The following is a 26,187-nucleotide window of genomic DNA, read 5'->3' on the forward strand; positions in this document are numbered from 1 at the left end:
AACATCATAGACCTAGACAATACATAATTATTTTTGCAATTCAACTAGCCTCTAGTATATTTATATTGGAGGCTAGTTTTGTTTTTGTTTTGTAATAAGAAATAGTTATCCTAATGCATTTTCACAATATTTTATTGCAGATACAGTATTCTGTTACGAAACCTATCGAAATTCTGCACACCATAGCTGATTCGCTTCAATACTTTGATTTTATTATTGCTTCCTTCGATAAACCCGTTAGAAACTCTTTCGCCAATTATATTTGCAATTTCAATCTTCCAATTACTAAAAGTCGTAATGCAATGCCGAAATTCAGGAAGTGATAAATCAGCTGCCAACAATAACCACTTTCCCAGTTCTTTTTTTGCTTCAGTTCTTGTCTGTTTCCTGAATACTTCATAAAAACGTTCTTTCAAAACATATGCTTTTTCAAGATCGTAGGATGAGTTAAGCATCCTAGCTAACTCTGTTTTATCTTCATCTGTTAGCTTGTATTCCGGCTTAAGCAAAAGATAGCGACTTCGCTTGAACCATTTCCTTTTTGTTGCATGAAATTCTTTCTGAATGCGTTTTCTGACGTTCTCCAGGCTGTTTATGACTACTCTGATAACATGAAACTTATCTGCTACTATCTTGGCTTCTGGAAACATGGTCTTGGCAACAGACCTGAACAAAGTACTTAGGTCCATAACTATTTTCTTGACTGCAGCACGTTCTTTATATGGATATTCTAAGAAATGTTTACAAAGATTCTCCGTATTACGACTCGGCAGGATATCTATTACTTGATGTTTTACAGGATCTGCAATATTGCATTGGAATTTTTCACCACCGGCATTGCCTCTGAATTCATCTATTGCTATGCATTCCGGCAATTTGGGGTGAGGGAAATTGAGCTTGTCGAACCATCTTATTATACTGGTTACAGATACTCCAAATCTTTTAGCTATTGATGAAAAGCTCTGCAAGCAGAAAGTTTCTTTGATTGATTCAAGATAAAGCCTGTCTGGAAAATGGCAATATCTTTTTATATATGGATTTTCTTCAGTAAAAGTAGTATTGCAGTTTTTGCAAACATAACGTCTTTTTCTTATTGTGACAATTAACGGCTTGCCTAAAACAACCAAGTCCCTGACCGTTTGGAGTCTGTAATCCTTAATATAAGTAGTATTATTACCGCAGTGAGGACAACGATGTTCTTTCAAAGGCATCTCTATAAAGGCTTTATATGATCCTGTTGATTCATCTTCCTCAAAGTATTTTGTGTTTACCCCTTTAAAAAAAGGAATGGATTGTGTATAATTGTCATGAAGCATAAGGTGTCTGGTCTCCTTTGTAGATTGTATTGTTTTGGTCGATGATATTTTACTACAATTCCAGCATTTTATGCTTTATTTTTTGTCTAAAAAATAAGTGCTGGAAGTATTGACCTAATCTAGGTCAATACCCCAACACTTATTATAGAACCAATAATCCTTAACCTTGGTCAGACGGCAGTATTCGCCTTGAACCCATTTGTCATATTTGTAAGGGCCGGTGCCGATAAGCCACGGCTCTTTTACGCCATCATCATAAGCCTTTTTGGATTGGATGGACAGAGGAACGGAGGACAGAGATTGAATGAACTCGTTGTTATAGGAGCTGATTTCGATTTCAATCTGATATTTGTCTTTAACGGTAGATTTTACATAGCCTGCCAGAGCGGATTTGATAACGTTTTTCATTGCCATATCCAGGGTGAATTTAACGTCATCTGCAGTCATCGGAGTCTTTTTACCGTCGTTGAAGTATACGTCCTTACGCAGGTTCATGATGATATGGGTATCATCTACGAACTTCCAGTCGGTAGCCAGACCGGGGCCGAAACGCTCCTTGCCTTGAGAGCCGTTATTGAAGAATACCAGAGTCTGGTGAGTGTTCTTCAGAATAACGTTGTTGGCAGCGTCCTGTTGTTTTTGCAGGTTAAGGTTGTTGATATCGGCATCGGTACCGATAACCAACTTCTCCTTGTGTGCAGTACTGCCGTTGTCAGCTTTTTTGTCATCGCCGCCGCAGCCTGCTATAGCCATAGCAACGATCATCAAAGCCGCCATGAGGAATACTAATAATTTTTTCATAATGCACCTTCCTTTCAAAATTGCATTTTATGACTACTTCCATTGTACACTATGAAAGAACTTTACGCAAGACACAAATTTGTCAATACTTCTACACTTTTAGTTCATCGTTTAAATTTCTCTGCCCTAAAATGCTTTTACAATAATAAATGCGCAGCCAAACTGCGACTGCGCATTATCAAACACTGTTCTTGTATGAAGGACTGCTCTTACATCATCTTCAAAAACTTGTCATACATAGCCAAAAATCCCTGCATAAAGCTCTTGGCCTTTGCCAGATCCTCTGCATCCGGATGGCTTGCAGCCGCTGCCCAACGGGCTTCGCTCTCAGGGCTGGGGCTGTGCGGGCTGCCTGCCGGCATCTTGCGCATCATGGCAATCAACGCCGGGTCAATCGCGCCGCGGATAGATAAAGTACCCAGTACCTTGCAGTCCTTGTTCATTAATACGCCTGCATTTACCAGGGAGCTTACAGCGTGGTCGCTCGCCGGGTCTGCGCCCAAAGTCTGGAACAGCACTACCTTTTTGCCGTGCAAATTCTCCAGATATTTTTTCATCTTCGCATTCGGTGCGCCCTTGTCAACCCAGTAGCCTGCTACCACAACAGAGAAGTCATCCGCAGCCGGAGCAGCGTCAACCTGCGCCAGCACGCAACGTTCGCCTGCAGCCTCAGCCAAAGCCTTGGCAACCTTTTCCGTATTACCGGTTTTGCTGTCATAAACGATTAAAATGTCCTGCATAGTAGTACACTCCTTTTATTTCATATTCTTCATAATACCCATCATCTTCTGGCCTGCCTGCTCCATCAGTCCCGGTTTGCCGTAAAGCGCATACTCCGCAGCTGTCAGCAGCACTCTGTCCATCTGACGATAGTAATATTTGCCCTTCGCCGTAAAGTAATACTTGCCATCCACAGCGTAAAGCAGGTCCAAAAGCTCCCACTGCTCCAACAGCGGCGCAAACAGTTTTTCCCAATCGGCATCGCTATACTGCTTCAGCAAAGCAAAATCAAACCTGCCGGAATCACACTGTCCGGAAAGCTTTTCCAGCAGCAGATAGTTTTCGTTATGCTTGCCCATGCCCATGACAGCGTACTGTCCGGACATAGCCTTTTTGACATAATCACTTCGGTCCATAGTCTTCATATAATTGTACATTCCCATGTGACCGCCGCAGGCCGCACCGCAGGTAATGATATTCGCACCGCTCTTAACTAACGTATTGTAACCGCTGCGTTCATCCTCGCGCATTGCCCAATGGCAGCAGCTCAGCGCCCTGGCCCCCTGCTCTGCGAGCAGCGCATCAGCCGCAACGAACATTTCCGCCAACATTCTATCATTATATTCATATTTGATATTTCCCTTGGCAATCGCCTGACCTAAGGGAGATTTAGGCATAATCTGCAGCTTGTATAAATCCATGCCGCTCACGCCGCAGGCCAGCGCCGTTCTGATATCGTCCAGCAGCATGGCCTGCGTCTGGCCGTTGAGGCCGTAAATCAGGTCGATGATAACCTTGACGCCTTTAGCTGCCACCTCTTCGAGCTTGGCCGTTACCTCTTCCTTCGTATTAAGCCTGCCTAAGGAGCGGCGCAAATGCGTATCAAAGGCCTGTACGCCGAAGCTGAAACGGTTAATGCCGCCGGCAATGCAGGCATCCAGCTTATCAGCAGACAAATCATAAATACTGCTTTCAAAGGTTATCTCGCAATCGTCCGCCAGCTTTGCTACACTATGAATTTTGTTCAGCAGCGCGCTTATCTGCGCCGGATTGAGCACCGAAGGCGTGCCGCCGCCAAAGAAAACTGCTTCCGGTCTTTGCTTGGCAAAAACACCCTGCTGCTGCAGGAAATCCAGCTCCGCCAAAAGCGCCTGCACATATTCTTCCACCTGCTCCGCGTCAAAGGGATTGCGGTAAAAGCTGCAATAGGAGCAGCGCAAGTTGCAGAACGGAATATGCAGATACAGCGCCGTCGGCTGTGCAGGCTGCAAAGCAAACTCCTGCAGTATCGTCCCTGCCATCATCCCCGGCAACGGTTTGGTCTTGCGCGGAACATAGGTCAGATCCTTGAAGCTTGCTTCTACAGCAGTTGCACCCGGTTGGCCGGCAAGAGCCTTATAATCATCGCGCTCATAAAACGCCTGAATATTTTTTGCATAATCAGTCATCAGCCTACTCCTTTACTGCCTCAGGATACATTTTTGCTGCCATGTAGCGTACTGCCTTAGGATATTCCAAACCCGGATTGAGTAAAAACAAATCATCCGGCAGGAAAAACACCTGCTTATTTTTAACCGCATCAATGGAATTCCACGCCGGATTGCTCATAATCTCCAGCTTAGGATTACCATCGCTATCTCTGGGCGCACCCATAGAGGTGATAAAGATGACCTGCGGATTTTTCTCCAGCAAGTCCTCCAGGCTGTAGGGAGCCTTATCAGGCTGAGTTCCCATCGGTCCGCTGACAGGCTTGGTTTCGCCCTGCACTACGTTGCGCAGTTTGAGCATTTTAGCACAGCAGCCGGCAATACTGGTTTCCTTTTCCATAGTAATGCCCATGCTGGTGGTGTGCAGAATCGCTACGCTACGCTCGCTTTTAGGCAGCTTGCTGACGGTAGCATCAATATCCTTATCAAGGCTTGCCACAACCTTCTGCGCCTTATCATCCTTACGCAATATTTTGCCAATGGTAAGCATGCTGTGCTTAACATCCTCATAGGATTTCAGATTCAACACAACAACGGGAATATTGTTGGATTCCAAGGTATGCAGATATCGCTCGTGCATGCCCTTGTAAGCAATTACCAGATCAGGCTTCAGCTCCACGATTTTTTCTACATTGATATTAAAGATAAAGCCTACCTCGGCAGCATCCTTGGCAAAAGCAGGCACCTTGCCTACCTGTGTTTTGGCACGGCCGACAACCTTGCCGTCAACAGCCTGCACCAGCTCTAGAAAGGACGGCGAGAGGACAACGATTCTTTCGGGAACCTTTTTCAGGGTAACAATGCGCTGGTTATCATCGGTAATTTTTACTGCGCTGCCCGAACCGGAGCTGTTGGTTAGCGGTGAGCAACCGCTTATACATAAGCATACCATAAGAACGGCTAAAATGAAACTGAAAAATTTTCTCATAATACTTCCTCATTAGGCAAACAAAGCAGGCCATCGGGCCTGCTTCATTTGTTCTTTTACTTTACCGCTATGTTTAGAATTTATATTCCATACCAACTCTGTACAAGCGACCGAGATTGCCGTCAGAATACGGACCAAAGTTCTGGTGATTGCTGATGTTGTCAATGCCCAGATAAATCTTGGTATCCTTGTTGAGATGTCTGGAAGCCATGATATTGGCAATGGTGAAGTCCTTGGTTTCGTAAACGAAGTTGCCCATGGTGCTCTTATCGCCATTATTGAAGTAGTAGCCGATGTTAGATACAAGGTCAAAGCTCAGGTCCCAAGCATAAATATTTTCCGGCTGGTAGGAAACACCGAAGGTTACCTGATGCTTAGCTCTGTCTTTCAGACGAGTTCCCGCAGTTTTGTCTTTGGCATCCAGGAAGGTGTAACCGGCATTCAGATAAATATTCTTGCCCAGTCTGTGAGAACCGTACAGCTCTACGCCCTGCAGAGTTGCTTCAGGAATATTCTTATACGCCATAATCATATCGCCTTTAACGCCGGGATACAGATCAGGTTCATCATCGGTCAGCTTACCGGTCCAATAGGTGCTAATCAAATCCTTAACTTCACTTCTGAATACCCCCAGATGAACAGTAGATCTGTCGCCCCAGTCCTTTTCAACGGATAATTCATAGCTTAAGGATTTTTCCGGTTTCAAATCAGGGTTACCAACATAGAATTGGCCTTTGCCACCCGGATTTGCGGCATACATTTCCCAGAAAATGTACAAATCGTTTACAGTCGGAGTTTTATAGCCCTGACCTACTACAGCCTTAATACGAACGTCATCGGCAGCATTGTAGGTTGCAGCCAGGTTGCTGGTCAGCTTGTTGCTGAACTGATCACTGTGGTCGAAACGTACGGAAGGAATAATCAGCCATTTATCATCAGGTCTGAATTCATCCTGCACATATGCTGCCAGATAGTTAATATCTGCCTTGTCAAAAGCTGCATGAGCATCAGCACCGTTCAAAGAGGTACTCGGTTTCTTTAAGCGGGTGCCTTCACTCTGATCCTTACGATACTCAAAACCTGCAGTCAGCTTATTCTTGTCGCCCAGGTTGAAGGTGTCCTTACCTTCAATAACACTCAGAGTACGTTTAACAGTATCAATCTTCGGAGCCTGCAGAGTCCACTTGCCGGGCTTGCCCATCATAGTCATGCGGGTATTATTCTGGTTCTTATAGTTCTTATCGAATACTGATTTATAAGCTCTGAACATCCAGTCCTGCTTATCATCGGAGCCCTTATAAGTAATAGCATAGTCAGTACGCTTATTATCGTTATAAATTGTCTGTACTTTGTCCTGCCATACCTTACCGGGCATCATAACAGTTCTGCTGGTAGAAGATTTTTGATTATCTTCTTTAATTTTGCTGAAATCTACACTTAATTCATTGCCATTATCGAACTTATAGCCTACATTCAAAGAAAGCGGCTGCTGCTTGCCATAAAAGTTCATGGAATCTCCGCTGCCTTTGGGATCCAAATACGGTCTGTTTTTATTCAGGCCGGCGTTGATTTTATAGGAATAGTTGCCTTCAGCGCCTTGCAGATACAGGTTGCCTTTGTAGCCTGCGCCCTTGCCGTCCTCATACCAGCCGTATTCATAATTTACATCAGCAGTTGTTTTGTCCGGAGTTTTGGTAATAACGTTAATTACACCGCCCATTGCATCACTGCCATACAGTGCGCCTGCAGGTCCGCGAATAATTTCTACTCTTTCAACGTCTTCCATGCGGATACGGTCTACATCCCAGGCATTGGCAGAGTTGTAAGCAGCCTCGCCGCCCAAACGCTTGCCGTCAACCATAATCAATACGTGACGGGATTCACTGCCGCGGATGCTGACATTACTGCGTCCCTGGAAATCGTTGAATACATTAACGCCTAAAGCGCCCTTTAAAGCATCATGCAAGGTTTTAGCCTGTGTCTGCTCCAGCTTTTTGCTGTCAACAATCTCTACGGTAGCAGGGGTTTCCTTAACGGTCATTGCCGTTCTGGTTGCGGTAACAACCATGGTGTCCAAAGAAAATTCTTGTAAATTCTCTTCAGCAGCGAGTGCCGTCCCCCCCCACAGTACACTACTGGTCAACAGGGTTGTCAGGACTAACTTGGATAGTTCTTTTTTCTGCATACTCATACCACTCCTTAAAATATATACCAATCACAGCTATGACAAATTAAAATTCGGCAAAGTCTGCCATAGCCAAAACCAGTCATTTTTACATATGTTTATTCAGACATATATATTTCTTGTGCCTTTATATGTTTTCAGAACCAATACTGTTTACAAGTATATCATTTAAAGACTGATGAGTCAAGAAAAGTATGAAAACTGTTGCAATTTATTTTTACGTGAAAATTTTTAAAGCTAATAAGCGATTCTAAATACCATGAGATAGAATATTTTATATTCCCTTTCCCTGTTACAGACAACAAAAAAGACTCCCAATTTCTTGGAAGTCTTGAATTGCAGTTGGTGGCGGCGCACGGATTCGAACCGCGGACACTGCGGGTATGAACCGCATGCTCTAGCCAACTGAGCTACGCCGCCATTTGGAGCTGATGACCAGGATTGAACTGGTGACCTTATCCTTACCAAGGATACGCTCTGCCGACTGAGCTACATCAGCATATAAAGTTGGTTGCGGGGGGCGGACTTGAACCACCGACCTTCGGGTTATGAGCCCGACGAGCTACCAACTGCTCCACCCCGCGATGTTAAGTTGGTGGATGGGGTTGGATTCGAACCAACGAAGCGAAACGCGGCAGATTTACAGTCTGCTCCCTTTAACCACTCGGGAACCCATCCATAGGCAACATAGATATTATATTATAGTGAGATACTTTTGTCAAGCAAAAACTATAAAAATTATTTGAGCTTCTGACGCAGCGCCTCAAACATCACTATACCGGCTGCCATGGCCACGTTCAGCGATTCCGCACGTCCCTGCATCGGAATAAAGACGCGCTTGTCTGCTGCCGCCAGCAAAGCAGGACTCACACCGTTGGCCTCGTTACCCATAACAAAAGCAATGCGTCCCTGCAAGTCAGCCTTGTACAAATTATCCGCACCATCCAGACAGGTAACCAGCAGCTCATAGCCGGCCTTACGTGCTGCCTGCACCAACAGCTCCTCGCTCAAACCGCTCAGCACCGGCAGGTGGAACAGCGAGCCCATGGAAGCACGCACGGTTTTCGGTGCATAAATATCAGCGCAGCCCTGCAGCAGCAGCAGGCCGCCTACACCGGCAGCATCCGCAGTACGCAGCATGGTACCGATATTTCCCGGATCGGTTACACGATCCAAAACCAACAGCATCTTGCCAGATGCCAGAAAATCATCCAGACGCTTGCTGCGCATTTCGCACACAGCAATAATTCCCTGCGGCGTTTCGGTATCGGCAATTTTCTTCAGCACCTTGTCGCTCACGCAGACGAGCTTAATCTGCTTGGCAGCAGCCTCCTCCAGCACGGCGCGGGTGCGGTCATCCTCAATCGCAGTATAAAAAATGCTCTGCACGGCGCCGTAACGCACTGCCTCTTCCACAGTACGCAGGCCTTCCGCCAAAAACAGGCCCTGCTGCTGACGATATTTTTTCTGCTTCAGCTCCGCTGCAGCCTTCACCATTGGGTTTTGCAATCCGGTAAGTTCCATCACGTTTCTCCTCTATACATAGTCACATTACTTTTGCTACTATTATACTAATATATTTAAGCCAACGTCAATCAGCCGTTAATGATAATGAAAAAGGCTGTAAAAAGAACGACGCTGGTAATAATCGTCAATGAATTGAACAGACTGGCCAGCTGTACATTTGCTCCCAACTTCTCTACAAAAATCGGACCGATAATCGTGCAGGGTGCCATAAACGCCAGCGCAATCACATAATTAATCTCCTGCTTGAAAGGCGCCAGATAAATAAAGGCTGCAGCACACAAGAGCGATATTGCATAACGCACGCTGAACAGCTCCTTGACGTAGCCAATAGCCTTCTTATCCAGCTTGATTTCAAACATCATGCCAATCATCAGCATACTCAAAAACGGGTTGCCTATGCCCACAATCTCCGTAAAAGTGTACACGCTCTTAGGAAAGTGGAAGCCTGCCAGCGACAGCAGCAGCATGCTGATATAAACAACAAACGGCACCGAATGCAGCAGCTTGTCCGTAATATTCTTCATGCTGAATTTGTCCTTGCGTCCATCCGCATAACCGATGCAGGAAGCCGTCAGCGCGTAGGTCATACCGGTGCACATAATCGAATTGCCCACGTCAAACATACAAAGGCCGACTACGGCAAACGGCGTTAAAAAGGCCTGCGCAAACGGCAGCGTAAAGCAGCCTACGTTATAACCGGCAAGGCTGAAGATATAGAAAATCTTGGTAGCCGGCGTATCTCCGCGCGTCAGCATCAAGGATACAAACAGCATCAGCAGGTTGCCGCATAAGCCTAAAAAGACGGCGGCTATTAGCGAATAATCCATCTCAAAATGTGCAAAGCTGTTGATTACGGCACAGGGCAGCGTAATATTCAAAACAATTTTGCTCACGACCTGATAGTCGGTCGGTGAAAAAAAGCCACGGCGTTTGCAGATATAGCCTATAAGTATGATGAGCACAAAGGCCAGGGCTTTACTTAAAACTACTAGCATAAAACTAAACCCCTCACAAATTATAAAAAAACCTGCTCCCGTGCGCACACAGGAGCAGGCTCAGACCAGCGCCTACGCACCAGTCAGTATTTACTTTTCTCTTACAGAGCAGCTTTAGCAGCTTCTACCAGCTTAGCGAAAGCAGCAGAGTCATAGATAGCCATGTCAGCCATAACTTTGCGGTTCATTTCGATGCCAGCTTTGGTCAGGCCGCAGATGAAACGGCTGTAGCTCAGGCCGTTAGCACGGGTAGCAGCGTTGATACGAGCGATCCACAGACGACGGAACTCGCGTTTTTTAGCGCGACGGTCACGACGAGCATAGGACAGAGCTTTCATTACCAGCTCGTTAGCTTTTTTGAATTGTTTGCTGCGGGAACCATAGTAACCTTTAGCCAGTTTCAGAATGTGTTTATGACGACGATGAGCGGTTACGCCCACTTTAACTCTTGCCATTGTTAGTATCCTCCTTTAAATCTCTTAATTATGCGTACGGGAGCATTTTTGCTACATGCTCTTTGTCAGTCTTGTGCACCAGAGCTGCTTTACGCAGGTTTCTCTTACGTGCAGGAGATTTATGTTCGAGAATGTGGCTCTTGAAGTTTTTAAAATGTTTGAATTCACCAGAAGCGGTTTTTTTGAAGCGCTTTGCAGCAGCTCTACGGGTTTTCATTTTCGGCATTGTGATTTCCTCCTCTATTATTTAGCAGGTTTTGGCGCAACAATCATAATCATGTTTTTGCCTTCTAATTTTGGAACTCTTTCTACGACGGCAATTTCTTTCAACTGCTGTGCCATACGATTCAGCAGCACCTCGCCAAGCTCAGGATGAGACAGTTCGCGGCCACGGAACATGATGGTAACTTTTACCTTATCGCCATCTTCCAGGAAACGTACTGCATTCTTATACTTAACATTGAAGTCGTGGTCCTCGATACCGGGACGCAGCTTAACTTCTTTAATGTCGAAGGTCTTTTGTTTCTTACGAGCTTCTTTTTCGCGTTTTTGCTGCTCGTAACGATACTTGCCATAATCCATAATCCGGCACACAGGCGGTTTTGCTGTCGGAGCAATTTCGACTAAGTCCAGATGATTTTCTAATGCAAGCTTCAGAGCGTCACGGCTGGACATAATGCCGAGCTGTTCGCCCCCATTGGCAATAACACGCACTTCACGCGCACGAATTTCTTCGTTAATACGCAAGCTTTCCTTACTTATAACAATTCACCTCCATGAACATCAGATAAGCAATTACTGCTTATAAAATCTGTAACATATCAGATATAAGCAAAACAAAAAAGCGGGCAGAACAAATTCCACCCGCATGAATATCATATCCAACCCTGTCGAGCGTTTGCCGCAAGGTGAGAAGCGAGTGGCTTCTGCTTTGTTACTAGAATATGATAACACATAGCCTGATAAGTGTCAAGCTTTTTACAGTTTTTTATTTAAAAAGATTTTTGATTTTATTGAAGAAGCTCTTTTCCTCAGGGCTGATATTGTCCTTGCTGATTTCGCCGAAGCTGCGCAGTGCTTCCTTCTGCTTTTCGTTCAGCTTAGTCGGCACAACTACCTTGATGCGAACCAGCTGATCGCCGCGCTGACCGCCGCGCAGGCTGGGAATACCCTTCTCCTTCAGGCGCAGCACCTTACCGGGCTGAGTGCCTTCGGGAACCTTCACGGTTACCTGACCATCCAGCGTAGGAACCTTGATTTCAGCGCCCAAGGTTGCCTGTACGATGTTGACAGGTACCTCGCACAGAACAGTAGTGCCATCACGTTCAAAGAACTTGTGTGGCTTCACATACAGATATACGTAAAGATCACCGCTCTGACCGCCCTTAGCACCGGCCTCGCCCTCGCCGCTTACGCGCAGACGGGAGCCGTTATCTACACCTGCAGGGATTTTTACCTTCAGGCGTTTATTCTTCTTCACAGTACCCTTGCCGCGGCATTCCTTGCAGGGGTTGGAAATAATCTTGCCCTCGCCGTGGCACTTGGAGCACGGACGCTCATTTACCATCTGACCAAACATGGTGTTCTGAGTGAAGCGTACATAGCCGGAGCCGTGACATTCAGGACAGGTTTCAACCTTGGAGCCGGGCTCTGCACCATCACCGTGGCAATGGTCGCAGGTTTCGTCGCGATACAGGTTGATTTCCTTCTCTACGCCGAAAGCTGCTTCTTCAAAGGTAATTTCCATATCAAAGCGCAAATCCGCACCACGCTGCGGGCCCGCTTCACGGCCGCTGCGACCGCGTCCCTGGCCGCCGAAGAACATGTCGAAAATATCATCCATGCCTCCGCCGCCAAAGCCACCGAAGCCGCCGCCGAACGGATTACCGCCGGCACCGCCGGCTGTCTGCGCCTGTTCGAAGGCATCAGGGCCAAGCTGGTCATACTGCTGGCGCTTCTGCTCATCGGAAAGGACGCTGTAAGCCTCATTGGCTTCCTTGAATTTGTTCATGGCTTCTTCGTTGCCCTTATTGCGGTCAGGATGATATTTCAGGGCCAGTTTACGGAATGCTTTTTTTATTTCGTCCTGGGAAGCGGTTTTGCTTACTCCCAGTACCTCATAATAATCTCTCTTAGCCAAAACAGGCGCCTCCTAAAACTTTTCTACCGAATATTATTTAAGCATATAATGCCCAGATGCATGATGGCGGTTGCCACAGCAGCTGGGCACTAATATTATATTACTTTTTTACGTCTGCATCAACAAGTACGTCTAAGCGATTCACCGACGCAGATGGTGCTTTATCGACAGCCTTATTTCTTATCGTCGTCAACAACTTCCGCATCTACTACGTCATCATCGGCTTTTTTAGCACCTTGAGCACCTGCTGCGCCTTGTGCGCCTGCAGCACCCTCTTGTGCCTGAGTTTCTTTGTAAAGCTCAGCGCTCAGTTCGTACAGCGGTTTGGTCAGAGCTTCGGTATCAGCTTTAATCTTGTCGAGATCGTCACCCTTCATGGTTTCTTTCAGGGTGTCAACTGCGGCTTTAACTTTAGCGATTAATTCGTCTTTGCCTTTGCCTTCCATGTCTTTCATGGTCTTTTCAGCCTGATAGCACATGTTGTCGGCCTGGTTGCGAACTTCTACGCCTTCTTTACGTTTCTTATCAGCTTCAGCGTTAGCTTCTGCTTCTTTAACCATTCTGTCTACTTCGTCCTTATCAAGGGTGCCGGAGGAGGTAATGGTGATTTTTTGTTCTTTGCCGGTGCCAAGGTCTTTAGCGCTTACGTTAACGATACCGTTAGCATCGATGTCGAAGGAAACTTCGATTTTAGGAATTCCACGCGGTGCAGCCGGGATACCGGACAGCTCGAAGCGGCCCAGAGTTTTGTTATCTGCAGCCATTTCACGTTCACCTTGCAGAACATGGATATCAACGGAAGGCTGGTTATCTGCAGCGGTAGAGAATACCTGTTTCTTAGAAGTCGGGATGGTGGTGTTACGGTCGATAATCTTGGTGAATACACCGCCGAGGGTTTCAATACCCAGGGACAACGGAGTTACATCCAGCAGCAGTACGTTGCCGGTACCTTCTTCACCGGAGAGAACGCCGGCCTGAATAGCAGCACCTACTGCAACGCATTCATCCGGGTTAACTCCTTTATAAGGCTCTTTGCCCATGAATGCTTTGATAGCAGCCTGTACAGCCGGGATACGGGAAGAACCGCCGACCAGGATTACTTTGCTGATATCGCTTGCGGAAAGACCTGCATCGCTCATAGCCTGACGAACAGGACCCATGGTGCGTTCAACCAGATCAGCAGTCATTGCTTCGAATTTAGCACGGGTCAGGTCCATATCCAGATGTTTCGGGCCGTCAGCACCTGCAGTGATGAACGGCAGGTTGATGTTGGTGCTCATAACGCCGGACAATTCGATTTTAGCTTTTTCAGCAGCTTCACGCAGACGCTGCATAGCCATACGGTCGGTAGAAAGGTCAATGCCTTCAGCTTTCTTGAATTCTTCAACCATCCAGTCCATGATTTTCTTATCGAAGTCATCGCCGCCCAGATGAGTATCACCATTGGTTGCTTTTACTTCGAATACGCCGTCGCCAACGTCCAGAATGGATACATCGAAGGTGCCGCCGCCGAGGTCATATACCATGATGGTATGGTCGTCGGTTTTATCAATGCCGTATGCCAGAGAAGCAGCGGTAGGTTCGTTGACGATACGCAGAACATCGAGGCCTGCAATCTTACCAGCGTCTTTAGTAGCCTGACGTTGGCTGTCATTGAAGTATGCCGGAACAGTGATAACTGCCTGGGATACCTTTTCGCCCAGATAAGCTTCTGCATCAGCTTTCAGTTTTTGCAGAATCATTGCGGAAATTTCTTCCGGGGAATATTTTTTGTCGTCGATAGTTACTCTGTAAGAGCCTTCGCCCATGTGACGTTTGATGGAGCTGATGGTTCTGTCAGGGTTAGAAACTGCCTGACGTTTTGCCAGCTGACCAACAAGACGCTCGCCGTTTTTAGCAAAGCCTACAACAGACGGGGTTAAGCGGCTGCCTTCCTGGTTAGTGATGACGGTAGGTTCGCCGCCTTCCATAACTGCAACAACACTATTAGTAGTACCTAAGTCAATACCAATTACTTTAGCCATGATTTTTATCCTCCTGATTACTATCCTTCGGTGATGCGGCAAATGCCACATTTTTACCGAATCGATGTGATATATTTTTTTAATTTATTGTGAAGAGCACGCCAGCTTTATTCGTTGGTGTTTACTCTAACCTTACTGTGACGGATAACCTTGTCACCCAGCTTATAGCCTTTTTCGAAAACCATATCTACGATTTCATCATCCAGCTCCGGATTATGACCGCGCATTACGGCTTCGTGGATGTTCGGGTCAAATTTAGCATTTTGAGCTTCGATTTCTTCTACCTTCAGATCCTTGAAGGCATCTTCGAACTGACGGCGGATTTTTTTCATACCGTCGACAACTGCATCCACATTATCGCCCTTTTCGACGCTTGCTTCGGCACGCTCAAAATTATCTAAAACCTTTAAGAACTTGCCAACCACATTTACTGTTACAAAGGTGGAAAGCTGTTCCTTTTCTATATTGGTGCGACGGCGGAAGTTTTCAAAATCGGCCTGCAATCTCAGCAAACGATTTTGCAGCTCTTCGATTTTGGCATCCTTCGGGTCAACCTCAGGCTCAGCGGCTTCCTCCGCATTTTTTGCATCTTCAGCTTTTTCAGCTTCTGCAGCTTCCGCAGTTTCCTGTTCGGCAGCCTTCGCTTCCGCAGCCTCCTGCTCAGCCTGTTTTTCTTTCATTTCATTATCCTGCAAGGCTCTTCCTCCTTAGTTTTATTTATTGTCGGGCTTTTGCTCGAACATCGTTTTCAAATACTTATGCAGGTAATCCATTACGGTAATTACCTTGCCGTATTCCATACGCGTCGGGCCAAGAACTGCCATCGTACCGACTATCTGACCGTTAAGACGGTAGGTTGCCTGTACCATGCTGCAATCCTGAATGCCGGTGAATTTGTTTTCACTGCCAATCGTGATTTTCAGTCCGCTGTCCTCGCCTGCCTTCAGCAAATCGCGTACCACGCGTTCCTCCTCCAGGATACCCAGAAGATTCTTCACACGCTCTACGTCGCGGAATTCCGGCTGGTTAAGCAGCTGCTTGGTACCACCCAGGAAAACCTTTTGCTGCTGGTATTTTTGACGCATTTTGCGGATGGACTGTACCAGCGATGTGAACAGCAGCTTATCATCTGCTATATTGGTATGCACCGCCTGCAGCAGATCCTCGGTAATGTTCGCCAGCGCTCTGCCCTCCAGCAGTCTGCTGACGCGTCCTGCCATGTAGTCCAGTTCCTCCGGCCGCATTCCCAAAGGAATTTCTACCACGCAATTGGCCACATTGCCGTCATCTGTTACAATGCACAGGATGGCATGGTGCTCATCCAGAGGTAAAAACTTCATATAACGGAAGCACGCACCGGCATCACGGTTAGCCAGCACCATTGAAACATTCTTCGTCATCCGGGAAAGGATTTTAGCCGTTGACTGGAAGATTTCATCAATGCTTCTGCGTCTTTCGCTGAACCAGCCGTTAATCAGTGCTCTGTCATTATCTGTCAGAGTGCCCGGCTCAACAAGCGAGTCAACATAAAGACGATAAGCCTGAGCCGACGGTACACGTCCAGCCGAGGTGTGCGGCTGCTCCAGATAACCCAGGAGCTCCAGGTCACTCATCTCATTACGGATGGTCGCAGGACTGAGGCCCAAATCATATTTGCGGGCAATCGTCCTTGAACCTACAGGCTCAGCGGTTGAAATATAATCCTCAATTATGAGCTGGAGAATTTTTTTCTTTCTTTCGTTTAACATATTCCCACCTCATTTTGATTGTTAGCACTCTATCATCAGGAGTGCTAACATCTTGATACTAGAATAGCACTAGCCTACTTTATTGTCAACACCTTTTTTATTTATTTTTAAGTTATCACAAAAACTTCAAATATTTGATTGCCGACCTCCATACCACGCTCTGTCAGGCGCAGTCTTTGCGTGCTTGCATCATACGCAATAAGCTTTTGTTCAAAGAGCGGCGCCAGCTCGGAGGCAAAGCGCTGCAGCACATCAACGCCAAAGCGCTCGCGTGCCTCCGCCAGGCTCGCACCTTCGCTGCGGCGCAAACCCATAAACATGAATTCCTCCAAAAGCTCTGCGCAAGATAATTCTTCTACATTATATAATGCACTGTCGCGCAAATCGTCACCGCCGAAGCTCTGCAGCTGCCCGATATATTCCTTGACCGTACTCAGCCCGGTACGCCGTCTTTGCCCATCAAAGCCGCAGGCGGCAGCGCCGAAGGCCATGTAGGGATGATACTCCCAATAAACAGTATTGTGCCGCGAATACTGTCCGTTTTTCGCGTAGTTGGAAATTTCGTAGCGTTCAAAGCCACGCTCGCGCAAAAAGCTCTGCACCAGCTCATACATATCCGCCGCCGTATCCTCGTCAGGCAAAGTTATTCTGCCCTTGTTCACAAGGCTTGCCAACGGCGTGCCCTCCTCCACAATCAGGCCGTAAACAGAAATATGCTCAATGCCCGTATCTGTCAGACGCTCCAGCGTATCCTGCAGGCTTGTAAGCGTCTGCGACGGCAGGCCGTAAATCAAATCCGCGCTGATGCGTGCAAAGCCTGCTTTGCGTGCCAGCGTCAGTGCCTCAAGTGCCTGCTGTGCGTTGTGAATGCGTCCTATTGCCCGCAGCTCGTTATCCTGCAGCGACTGTACGCCGAAGCTGATGCGGTCAAAGCCAAGGCTGCGCAGCGCCTGCAGCTTGGCCAAATCCGCCGTGCCGGGGTTCACCTCAATCGTTGCCTCGCAGGGCTGCTGCCAAAAGCCGTACTGCTTCAAGGCGTTCGCAAGCTTAGCGATACATTCCGTCGGCAGCACGCTCGGCGTACCACCGCCAAAGTAAATGCTGGCGTTCGCCGCCATATTTGCAGCCTCATCCGCACGCAGGGCAATTTCCCGGCACACGGCGTCGGTATAATCACGCTTCGCCTGCTCGCCAAAGCCGGCATAGGAAGCAAAATCGCAATACAGGCATTTCTGTACGCAAAACGGTATATGCAGATAAAGTGCCTGATATTGCTGCCATGGCTGCACTTGTTTATTTTCCATAAGTGTTATTTCCTTTCACTATCTGTATCTCTATCTTGAAAAAACGCCGCCACAGAAATTACTGCAGCGACGCCTAAGCAAATTTATTTTCCCTTTTTATAGAACCACTTTTTATACGCAAAAAAGACAGCGCCCACAACCACGATCAAAAGCGTCAGTCTTTGGCTGTGCTCCTGAAAATTAACTACATCATGGCCAATAACAACCTCCAACGCCGTGGAAGGAAATTTGCCGATAAGGTTGGCAATGATGTAATCACGCGCACTCATGCTGCTCACAGCACCCACCGCCGTCAAAATGCCTGACGGAAAATACGGCAGCGCCCTGGCGAAGGCCATCCACTCCAAACCGTGCTTGCTGCTTGCTTCATCAATGGATTTCAGCGAGTTGCTTTTTTCAATCAGCTTCTGTGCTGTATCACGGAAGAAAAAGCGCATCAGATAAAAGCTGATAACAACACCGGTTGTTTCCGCCAGCCAGGAAATTGTGATGCCCAATGGCAGGCCGAAAATCAGACCGTTGGCTGTAGAAAGAAAAATCGACGGGAAAACGCTGCCGGCATTAATCAGCACGTCCAGCACAAAACTGATTAAAATCGCCCATGGGCCAAAGGAGCGCAGATATTCCACCAGGCCGTTGACATTGCCGCTGATTGCCAACGTAAATGTTTTATTGAAGAAATCGTCGGCAAAAAAGTGAATGCCCAAAAACAAAGCCACCAGCAAAACTGCCGCCGTCACCTTAGCACAAACATCAGGATTTTTTAACCAGTCTTTTTTCATGTATTTATACCCTCTTTAAGTATTGAAAATCATATTAAAGCGTTCGCCAAACTGCATTTCCACCAGACGGCGGATTTCCGTCCAATCCTCCGGTGTACGCAGCTGTGCCTGCGCCAGTTGGCGAACCTGCGCAATTACGTCAACATCTCGCATTATATCAGCAATTCGCAAATCTGGCAAGCCATGCTGCTTCAGGCCAAAGAGCTGGCCTGCACCGCGCTGCTCCATATCCTTTTCCGCAAGATAGAAGCCGTCCTCACTCTCATGCAGTACGTTCAGTCGCGCCAGTGCCTCCGGCGAATCGGCGGCCGTCAGCAGTACGCAGTAGGACTGCTCTCTGCCGCGTCCTACACGTCCGCGCAGCTGATGCAGCTGTGCCAGACCGAAGCGCTCGGCGTTTTCAATCACCATCAGCGTAGCATTAGGCACATTCACGCCAACCTCGATAACCGTAGTGCTCACCAGCACCTTCAGCTCGCCTGCCGCAAAACTGCTCATAATCGCATCCTTCTCCGCGCCCTTCAGCCTGCCATGCAACAGAGCGCAGGGAATATCCTGCAGAAAATCGCGTTTCAGCTCTTCGTATACCCTTTCGGCGCTATGCACATCAAGGACATCGGATTCTTCAATCAGCGGGCAGACAACATAAGCCTGCCTTCCTGCCTGCACCTGACGCACCAGGCCGGCGTAAACCTCGCGGCGGCGCTCATCCGTATAGCACAGCGTCCGCACCGGCTTGCGCTGTGGCGGGCGTCCCTTCATTACGGAAATATCCAAATCGCCGTAAACAGTGAGCGCAAGAGTACGCGGAATCGGCGTTGCCGTCATTACCAGTACATCGGGAGCATTGGCCGATTTGTTGGACAGACGCGCACGCTGCTCTACGCCGAAGCGGTGCTGCTCGTCCGTCACCGTCAGCGACAAATTGGCAAAGCGCACATCCTCCTCCAGCAGAGCATGCGTACCCACAACCACGTCAACAAGGCCCAGCTCCAGATTCAGCAGCAGCTCACGCCTTGCCTTAGCACGCATACCGCCTGTCAGCAAAGCAATACGCACACCGTATGGCTGCAGATACTGCTCCAACGTTTCAAAATGCTGCGCCGCCAAAATTTCCGTAGGCACCATAATGCAGCCCTGATAACCGTTTTCCACCGCCTTGGCCAATGCCAGTGCGCTGATAACCGTCTTGCCGCTGCCTACATCGCCCTGCAGAATGCGGTGCATAGGCTTTTTATCCTGCATATCGAGCGAAATCTCACGCCACGCCTGCTGCTGTGCTGCCGTCAGCTCAAAGGGCAGTCCCTGTATTACGTCTTTAACAAGCGCACCGTCGACAGCATGCTTGATGCCCTCTCTGTTGTCATGGCTCTGCTGACGATAATACAGCAAGCCGCACTGCAACAAAAACAGCTCTTCGAAAACAAAGCGCTGCTTGGCGCATCGCAATGCTTCCCAGCTTTCCGGAAAGTGAATATTTTTCAGCGCCGTATAGCGGTCGGGCAAATTGCATTGGCTCACAACCTTCGCCGGCAAACTTTCCGGCAAATCCTCTGCAGCCAGGCGCAAGGCCTCGCTTATCCAGGTACGCAGATTCTTCTGCGTCAGATTACCGCTCAAAGCATACACCGGTACAATACCCGGCGTTTTGCCCTCATCCTGCTCCAAAGGCTGCACGTCAACCTCGCTGACGGACTTCGTAGTTCGCCCCTGCCTTACGCGACCCGTAATCTGCAGCACTGTATCCGGCTTCAGCTTCTGCGCCTTGTAGCGCTGCCCGCCGAAAAAGTACAGCGTAGCATAACCTGTTTCGTCACGCACCGTCACGGACGTATAGCTGCGACGACTGGCACCGTAGCCGTTTTTTACCTGATAAACTGTCGCTTTGAAAATCTGCTTGCTGTTGTCAACCTCCAGCTCCTTAATCGTTTTGAGCTTAGCATAATCAAGATAAGCACCCTGACGCGGATAAAATTCCAGCAAATCACCCACGCTGAAAATATTAAGAGCAGCCAGCTCAGCTGCTTTTTTTACGCCTACACCTTTTAGTGTTGTTACAGGTTCTTTCCACCACATTTATAAAAATACCCTCTTTATCTTAAAATTCCCTTGCTTTTCTGCGCTCTTTATGGTATGATACTCATGTTAAATTTGAATGTGCCTTATGTCTTATCACGTTTAAGGAGGTGGGAAACAATGGCATCTATCTGCGAAATCTGCGGTAAAGGAAAACTCGCTGGCAACAACGTCAGCCACTCCAATAGACACACCAAACGTGCTTGGAACCCGAATATTCAACAAGTAAGAGCAGTTGTTGAAGGTTCTGTTAAACGCTTGAACGTTTGCACCCGTTGCCTGCGTTCCGGTAAAGTTAACCGCGCAATCTAATCCGTTCGGATTTAAAAAGAAGCCAAATACCAATCGGTATTTGGTTTCTTTTTTTGCGCTTATTTTACTTTGCAGCCGCACTCGGGGCAGAATTTCACCAAAGAGCTGATTTTTGCGGAGCAGTTCGGGCACAAAATAAAGGCACGGTATTCCGTGAGCTTCTTTTCGAACAGCTCATAGAACTGGTTAACCTCTTTGTCCTCACGCTTCCAGTTATAAATCTGCAGACGCTCCTTGGTGGAGTCCATGATAACCTGTACGGTTTCTTCATCCAAAGACTGCATAGCCAGCTGCATAATTTTTTTCTTGTTATGGAAGTGCAGCTGATGTGCAGCATCATCCTGTTCATCAATAGTTACACCCATCTCATTGACGCACAGCAAGGCAATATTCCAGGCTACGTCAATATCAACTTCATAAAGACGGTTATCAAAGCAACCGCCGGCACCATCTATTCTCATAGCTACCTCCTGCCAAATGTTTTTTCTTAATTATAGCACAAGCGCATATTTACTGTAAAACAAATTGCGCCTGACGCAATACTATTTGTTCAGCGCCGCTGCCATTTCCCTTACAGTCTTATGCAGCAGCGGATGCTCCAGCTCCGGCGCAATATCCAGCAACGGCAAAAGCACAAAATCCCTGTTCTGCATATCGGGATGCGGCAGCGTAAGCTCCGGTGTCTGCATCACGACATTTTCGTAAAGCAGCAAATCCAGATCAATATTGCGCTCGCCCCAATGACGCAGGCGCACACGCCCCATCGCCAGCTCCGTTGCCAAAAGCGTACGCAAAAGTGCCACAGGCTCCAGATTAGTGCGCACCTTGCACACAGCATTCAAAAACTGCGGCTGGTCCGTAACACCGTAAGGCTCCGTAGCAAAATAGCCGGAAACCTGCATTACCTCCACGCCCTGCTGCATCAGCAGCATCAGCGCGCGCTGTAAATTCTTTTTCTTATCGCCCAGGTTACTACCCAAGGCAACATATGCAATAGCCATTTCAGACTCCTGTTCTTTTGATGTGATACGATATTCCAGCAAAATAAACGATACTGTCGCAGCAATTATTCTGTCGCGGCGAAAGCATAAAAATTTTAGGTAATGAGTGCCTGGAACAACCGAATTTGCAATACTGTTTGAGCGCTAAGCTGACTTCTCCAGAAAAATGCTTCGCCTAGCGCGAGTTTATTGCAATTTCGTCTTTGTTCCGCACGAAATTGCCGTTAAAAAATTTTTCGCTGCAGCGTGACAAATAATTGCTAAAACATTTCTTGCTTCAAAATGCCAAACGCAACCGTCGCAGCAATTATTCTGTCGCGGCGAAAGCATAAAAATTTTAGGTAATGAGTGCCTGGAACAACCGAAATTGCAATACTGTTTGAGCGCTAAGCTGACTTCTCCAGAAAAATACTTCGCCTAGCGCGAGTTTATTGCAATTTCGTCTTTGTTCCGCACAAAATTGCCGTTAAAAAATTTTTCGCTGCAGCGCGATAGATAATTGCTAAGCAAAATTACTCCGCACTGCCGCGCAAAATAGCCTCCAGCGTGCGAATTGCCCGCACATTCTCCTCAACGTCATGCACGCGCACCATCTGCGCCCCCGCGTAAATTGCCTGCAGGCTCGTCGCAATCGTTCCCTCCAAACGCTGCTCCGCCGACACACCGCCCAGCACAGCACCAAGCGTACTCTTGCGCGAAGCCGCCAGTAGCACAGGATAACCAAAGCTCGTCAAAGCCTTCAAATCACGCATCAACAGCAAATTCTGCTCCACATTCTTGGCAAAGCCGATACCCGGATCCAGAATAATCTTATCCGCACTAACACCGCGCTCACGCAAAAGCTGTGCTCTCTGCGCCAGATAAACGGCAACCTCCTGCACAACATCCTTGTACTCGCAGTTCTGCTGCATATTCTTCGGCGTACCGCGCATATGCATAAGAATAATCGGCGCCTTAGTTGCCACAACCACATCCGCCATGCGCGGGTCAGCCTCCATTGCGCTGATATCGTTAATCATATCAGCACCGGCAGCAATAGCTGCCTCCGCCGTATCCGCACGATAGGTATCAATAGAAATAACAGCATCGGGATAAGCCTTGCGCAAAGCAGTAATCGCAGGAACTACGCGGCGGCGCTCCTCCTCCCCATCAACGCTGTCGCTGCCCGGACGGGTAGACTCACCGCCGATATCCAGCACACCGGCACCCGCAGCAAGCATTCTGCCGGCACGCTCCACCAGCTCCTCCATAGCGGGCACACGACTGCCCTCGTAAAAGGAATCGGGCGTAACGTTCAGAATGCCCATCACGCACATCTTCTCATAGGTCAGCACTCTGCCGTCAGCCAGAGTAGTACACAGCTTTTGCGGCGTCAGCGCCATCTCCAGATCAATAGCAGCCTGAGGAATACCAAAGTACGGCATCTGTGCCATTTTCTTCAGCAGTACCTTATAATGCTTCAGCGTACCCAAAAGCAGGATATCAACATACTTCGCAGCGCAGGTAACAGCACCGGCCGGTGTTACGGCATCGCCGCCCACCGCCAGCATCTCCTGCTTGATAATATTCGCTGCCGGAGTGCGCACACCAAGCAGCTTGAACGGAATAATCTCCGCCTTATGCGCAAAAATAGGCAGACTGTCGGCATGAGCGCCGATGCTTGCCAGCGCTGCCTCCAAGCCTTCACGGTTAACCTTTAATAACATTCATTCTCACCTTTTTCCACAACAGCAAAAGCGTTATGATTATGGATGCTTTCCATGCTCTCCACCTCTGCACGATACCAGGTAATGCGCTTATCCGCCTCCAGACGCAAAGCAACCTCACGCACGGCATCCTCTACAAAACGCGGATTCTCATAAGCATGCTCCGTAACGTATTTTTCGTCAGGACGCTTCAAAAGACCATAGAGCGGCGTACTTGCGGAAGCCTCGGCATATTCTACCAGCTCCTCCAGCCACACCATCTCCTGCGCCTCAACCTCCAGCTTTGCCCAGGCACGCTGGTTATGCGCACCGTACTCACTGATTTCCTTAGAGCAAGGGCACAGCGTCTGCACAGGCACAACAGCCGTAATGCGCCAACGCAGCTTCTCGCCCTTCTCGGCCTTATACACGCAATCGATATCCATTGGCGCTTCCATGCCGCTCACAGGAGCCTTCTTCGTCACAAAATACGGGAATTTCAGCTCAATAAAAGCTCTTTCAGCCTGCAGATGCTGCTTCAGCTGGTCTAAAATTGCCTCCACATCAGCGAGGCCCACAGGACCGAGAGTACGTAAGCACTCCACAAAACGGCTCATGTGCGTACCGCGCATATCATGCGGCAAATCAACAGCCAACGTCACCTCCGCTACGCTGTGCTGCGTACCGCGTGCTTTATCGCGCAGCTCAATCGGCCAGCGCAGGCCCTTTATTCCCACATGCTTCAAAGGAATATTGCGTAAATCCTTTTCGCTTTGTACATCCTTCACGTCATTCACCTCTGTACACGCAACCGCTGGTGCGAGTTTCCCAAACTTCTACTTCATATAAATGATAATGGTCGCTCTTCAGCAGCTCAACCAGCTTATTCCAAACCCAGACGCTGATATTTTCTGCGGAAGGCACCGGCAGAATATCATTTAGGCAGGCGTGGTCCAGATGTGCCAGCACCTCTTCCTTCACCAGATTCTTCAGCTTAATGAAATCAATAACCATACCCTCGTGGTCGGGAGTACCCTCCACCTTTACCACCAGCTTATAGGTATGACCGTGCAAATGCTCGCACTTGCCGTTATAGGCAGGCAGATAATGCGCAGCGTCAAAATCGAATTCCTTGATAATTATCATTTATATTCTCCTCCATAAAGGGTTAAATCAGCAAAACCGTTCTGGCGCAGAGCCTCATAAGCCACAATCGCCACGGAATTGGACAAATTCAAAGAGCGTGCATCCTCAATCATCGGAATACGGATGCAGCTTTCGGGATATTCGTGCAGCAGGGTTTCCGGCAGACCGGCAGTTTCCTTGCCGAAAATAAGCAGGCTGTCCTGAGCATACTGCACATCGGCATAAGAGCTGTGTGCCTTCGTCGTCAGGAAATACTTGGGATTATCCTTATATTTTTCCAGCACCTCATAAACGCTGTCATAATAATGGATATCAACAAGATGCCAATAATCCAGGCCTGCACGCTTCAAATATTTATCCTCTACGGAAAAACCAAGCGGACGAACCAAATGCAGGTGACAGCCGGTTGCTGCGCACAGACGTGCAATATTACCGGTATTGCCGGGAATTTCCGGTTCAACTAAAACTATATGCATTTTACTGAATGCCTCCTCAGCTGACTGCTGCGCAGTCGTTAATTTATTTTTTCTCCTGCAGTATTTCGGAAACTCTCTGCTTCATACTGCGTTTCTTTTTATTCTTTTCCTTAACCGGTTCAGCCGGTGCAGGCTTAATCTCCTCCACAGGCTGCTGTGCCAGGATTTTCTGATAGGTAGCCATAATCTTTTCGCAATACAGCGAGCCCATCGCCCAAGTGCCGTTCAAACCGTACCAGGTGTTGACAACACCGCGCTCCATACGGATATTATGCGCCAGATCATAGCGCGGATCAACAATATCCGTTGAGGGGCGCTTCGTCTGCGTATAAGCCAGCAGATGCTGGATATGCGCACGCACTCCCAGCTGCGGCGTAGCAAAGGACGCACCGCGCACACCGCCGCCGATAGTACCGAGACCGCAGAAATTGTTCTGATGATGCAGCACATCACCGCCATAACGGTAAGCACCGGTTTCAACCAACGATTGCGCCAGGGCAAGGTCGGGTCGCACATTTTCACGCTTAGCCTCCTGCCAGTACAGCTCAACCAGCTCCTCCACCGGGCAGGCCAGCTTCACAGCAGGGTTAGCCGCCAGAATATAGGCAACAGCCTGCGCCTTGCTAGCAATCGCCTCACCGTAAATGGCGATATTACGGTAATCGTCCGGCAGCTGAGTACCGGAAAAATAGAACTTGCCGTCCTTCTCCTGCAGCAGTGACGGACGCGGAGCAGCAGGAACATTTATCGTACCGGCAGGCGGTTTAGCCACCGGCTTGGTAGATACAACGATTTTATCCTTTTCCTGAGTTATTTGGACAGCGCGCTGCTTTTTATTCAGCAGCTTCTTATCCTTTTTATCAGCGATAATGGTCTGCTTAGAGACAGGCGCTTCATCAGCGACCTCGCGCACAGTTGCCGCACACACGCCGGCGTACAGCGACAGGCCTAGCAGAACACACGCAAAAGTAAATTTTTTATATTTCATAGCGCATTACTCCTATATATATCACGCTATCAATTTTACCGCACCTGAGGCAAAATTGTAAAGTTTTTCCCACCCCTGCAGTGAGGAATTC

26 protein-coding genes, 4 tRNA genes and 1 other annotated feature are annotated in these 26,187 nt (G+C 48.1%); of the genes, 1 reads left to right on the top strand and 29 read right to left on the bottom strand.

What is annotated here, in order from left to right; genetic code table 11:
- Positions 1–131: 131 nt before the first annotated feature.
- The 22 genes from KAH19_RS00675 to recG all read right to left on the bottom strand — a co-directional run bounded on the left by KAH19_RS00675 (position 132) and on the right by recG (position 20,488).
- Entirely contained in the window at positions 132–1,316 is a 1,185-nt protein-coding gene (locus tag KAH19_RS00675; protein ID WP_210684218.1) for an ISL3 family transposase, read from the bottom strand.
- 114 nt (positions 1,317–1,430) lie between these two features.
- Positions 1,431–2,117: an ABC transporter substrate-binding protein gene (locus KAH19_RS00680; protein ID WP_246869379.1), complete on the bottom strand. Its 687-nt coding sequence runs from the start codon at positions 2,115–2,117 to the stop codon at positions 1,431–1,433.
- Positions 2,118–2,326: 209 nt separating this feature from the next.
- The gene (locus tag KAH19_RS00685; RefSeq protein ID WP_210684718.1) at positions 2,327–2,857 is read right to left on the bottom strand and encodes a flavodoxin family protein; all 531 of its coding nucleotides are present in this window, start codon (positions 2,855–2,857) and stop codon (positions 2,327–2,329) included.
- A gap of 15 nt (positions 2,858–2,872) precedes the next feature.
- A complete protein-coding gene (locus KAH19_RS00690; protein WP_210684719.1) occupies positions 2,873–4,285 on the bottom strand; it encodes a radical SAM protein in 1,413 nt (470 codons plus the stop codon).
- 4 nt (positions 4,286–4,289) lie between these two features.
- A complete protein-coding gene (locus tag KAH19_RS00695; protein ID WP_210684720.1) occupies positions 4,290–5,252 on the bottom strand; it encodes an ABC transporter substrate-binding protein in 963 nt (320 codons plus the stop codon).
- Positions 5,253–5,325: 73 nt separating this feature from the next.
- On the bottom strand, positions 5,326–7,437 hold the full coding sequence (locus KAH19_RS00700) for a TonB-dependent siderophore receptor (protein ID WP_210684721.1): 2,112 nt from the start codon (positions 7,435–7,437) through the stop codon (positions 5,326–5,328).
- A gap of 343 nt (positions 7,438–7,780) precedes the next feature.
- Positions 7,781–7,857: transfer RNA gene (locus KAH19_RS00705), tRNA-Met, on the bottom strand.
- Positions 7,858–7,860: 3 nt separating this feature from the next.
- Positions 7,861–7,936 (bottom strand) — tRNA-Thr (locus tag KAH19_RS00710).
- 9 nt (positions 7,937–7,945) lie between these two features.
- Positions 7,946–8,021: transfer RNA gene (locus KAH19_RS00715), tRNA-Met, on the bottom strand.
- A gap of 9 nt (positions 8,022–8,030) precedes the next feature.
- Positions 8,031–8,115 (bottom strand) — tRNA-Tyr (locus tag KAH19_RS00720).
- 60 nt (positions 8,116–8,175) lie between these two features.
- Positions 8,176–8,961, bottom strand: a complete 786-nt coding sequence (locus tag KAH19_RS00725) for an RNA methyltransferase (RefSeq protein WP_210684722.1) — start codon at positions 8,959–8,961, stop codon at positions 8,176–8,178.
- 71 nt (positions 8,962–9,032) lie between these two features.
- Positions 9,033–9,959 (bottom strand): AEC family transporter, encoded by a 927-nt coding sequence (locus KAH19_RS00730; protein WP_210684723.1) that lies wholly within the window; start codon positions 9,957–9,959, stop codon positions 9,033–9,035.
- A gap of 101 nt (positions 9,960–10,060) precedes the next feature.
- The gene (rplT, locus tag KAH19_RS00735; protein ID WP_210684724.1) at positions 10,061–10,414 is read right to left on the bottom strand and encodes a 50S ribosomal protein L20; all 354 of its coding nucleotides are present in this window, start codon (positions 10,412–10,414) and stop codon (positions 10,061–10,063) included.
- A gap of 28 nt (positions 10,415–10,442) precedes the next feature.
- The gene (gene rpmI, locus KAH19_RS00740; RefSeq protein WP_009145115.1) at positions 10,443–10,640 is read right to left on the bottom strand and encodes a 50S ribosomal protein L35; all 198 of its coding nucleotides are present in this window, start codon (positions 10,638–10,640) and stop codon (positions 10,443–10,445) included.
- 17 nt (positions 10,641–10,657) lie between these two features.
- Positions 10,658–11,161 carry a translation initiation factor IF-3 gene (gene infC / locus KAH19_RS00745; RefSeq protein ID WP_009145116.1) on the bottom strand — a complete coding sequence of 168 codons (504 nt, stop codon included), beginning with the start codon at positions 11,159–11,161 and terminating at the stop codon, positions 10,658–10,660.
- 83 nt (positions 11,162–11,244) lie between these two features.
- Positions 11,245–11,352, bottom strand: a sequence feature (ribosomal protein L20 leader region).
- Positions 11,353–11,402: 50 nt separating this feature from the next.
- The gene (gene dnaJ, locus KAH19_RS00750; RefSeq protein WP_210684725.1) at positions 11,403–12,554 is read right to left on the bottom strand and encodes a molecular chaperone DnaJ; all 1,152 of its coding nucleotides are present in this window, start codon (positions 12,552–12,554) and stop codon (positions 11,403–11,405) included.
- 173 nt (positions 12,555–12,727) lie between these two features.
- Entirely contained in the window at positions 12,728–14,578 is a 1,851-nt protein-coding gene (dnaK, locus tag KAH19_RS00755; RefSeq protein ID WP_210684726.1) for a molecular chaperone DnaK, read from the bottom strand.
- Positions 14,579–14,685: 107 nt separating this feature from the next.
- Positions 14,686–15,273: a nucleotide exchange factor GrpE gene (grpE, locus tag KAH19_RS00760; RefSeq protein ID WP_246869380.1), complete on the bottom strand. Its 588-nt coding sequence runs from the start codon at positions 15,271–15,273 to the stop codon at positions 14,686–14,688.
- An 18-nt stretch (positions 15,274–15,291) separates the two neighbouring features.
- The gene (hrcA, locus tag KAH19_RS00765) at positions 15,292–16,326 is read right to left on the bottom strand and encodes a heat-inducible transcriptional repressor HrcA (RefSeq protein WP_210684727.1); all 1,035 of its coding nucleotides are present in this window, start codon (positions 16,324–16,326) and stop codon (positions 15,292–15,294) included.
- A gap of 107 nt (positions 16,327–16,433) precedes the next feature.
- Positions 16,434–17,630, bottom strand: coding sequence for a radical SAM family heme chaperone HemW (gene hemW / locus KAH19_RS00770; protein WP_210684728.1), 1,197 nt, complete (start codon positions 17,628–17,630; stop codon positions 16,434–16,436).
- 83 nt (positions 17,631–17,713) lie between these two features.
- Positions 17,714–18,412, bottom strand: coding sequence for a TVP38/TMEM64 family protein (locus KAH19_RS00775; protein WP_210684729.1), 699 nt, complete (start codon positions 18,410–18,412; stop codon positions 17,714–17,716).
- 15 nt (positions 18,413–18,427) lie between these two features.
- Positions 18,428–20,488, bottom strand: a complete 2,061-nt coding sequence (gene recG, locus KAH19_RS00780; RefSeq protein WP_210684730.1) for an ATP-dependent DNA helicase RecG — start codon at positions 20,486–20,488, stop codon at positions 18,428–18,430.
- Positions 20,489–20,608: 120 nt separating this feature from the next.
- Here recG and rpmB point away from each other — a divergent pair, with 120 nt between their 5' ends.
- Positions 20,609–20,800 (top strand): 50S ribosomal protein L28, encoded by a 192-nt coding sequence (gene rpmB, locus KAH19_RS00785; RefSeq protein WP_021719311.1) that lies wholly within the window; start codon positions 20,609–20,611, stop codon positions 20,798–20,800.
- A 59-nt stretch (positions 20,801–20,859) separates the two neighbouring features.
- On the opposite strand, the gene KAH19_RS00790 is transcribed toward rpmB, so the two are convergent.
- The 7 genes from KAH19_RS00790 to KAH19_RS00820 form a co-directional block, all read right to left on the bottom strand.
- Entirely contained in the window at positions 20,860–21,261 is a 402-nt protein-coding gene (locus KAH19_RS00790; RefSeq protein WP_009145124.1) for a zinc ribbon domain-containing protein, read from the bottom strand.
- Positions 21,262–21,342: 81 nt separating this feature from the next.
- On the bottom strand, positions 21,343–21,801 hold the full coding sequence (folK, locus tag KAH19_RS00795; protein WP_210684731.1) for a 2-amino-4-hydroxy-6-hydroxymethyldihydropteridine diphosphokinase: 459 nt from the start codon (positions 21,799–21,801) through the stop codon (positions 21,343–21,345).
- Positions 21,802–22,313: 512 nt separating this feature from the next.
- Positions 22,314–23,507: a dihydropteroate synthase gene (folP, locus tag KAH19_RS00800; RefSeq protein ID WP_210684732.1), complete on the bottom strand. Its 1,194-nt coding sequence runs from the start codon at positions 23,505–23,507 to the stop codon at positions 22,314–22,316.
- Entirely contained in the window at positions 23,498–24,274 is a 777-nt protein-coding gene (gene folE2 / locus KAH19_RS00805) for a GTP cyclohydrolase FolE2 (protein WP_040564984.1), read from the bottom strand. The genes folP and folE2 overlap by 10 nt, the downstream gene beginning before the upstream one ends.
- Position 24,275: 1 nt before the next feature.
- Positions 24,276–24,632 carry a 6-carboxytetrahydropterin synthase QueD gene (queD, locus tag KAH19_RS00810; protein WP_009145128.1) on the bottom strand — a complete coding sequence of 119 codons (357 nt, stop codon included), beginning with the start codon at positions 24,630–24,632 and terminating at the stop codon, positions 24,276–24,278.
- On the bottom strand, positions 24,629–25,108 hold the full coding sequence (gene trmL / locus KAH19_RS00815) for a tRNA (uridine(34)/cytosine(34)/5-carboxymethylaminomethyluridine(34)-2'-O)-methyltransferase TrmL (RefSeq protein WP_040564986.1): 480 nt from the start codon (positions 25,106–25,108) through the stop codon (positions 24,629–24,631). The genes queD and trmL overlap by 4 nt, the downstream gene beginning before the upstream one ends.
- Positions 25,109–25,151: 43 nt before the next feature.
- Positions 25,152–26,096: a glucosaminidase domain-containing protein gene (locus KAH19_RS00820; protein WP_210684733.1), complete on the bottom strand. Its 945-nt coding sequence runs from the start codon at positions 26,094–26,096 to the stop codon at positions 25,152–25,154.
- Positions 26,097–26,187 lie beyond the last annotated feature (91 nt).

Origin of the sequence: Phascolarctobacterium sp. Marseille-Q4147, assembly GCF_017968825.1 — a bacterium.
Taxonomy (GTDB): domain Bacteria; phylum Bacillota; class Negativicutes; order Acidaminococcales; family Acidaminococcaceae; genus Phascolarctobacterium_A.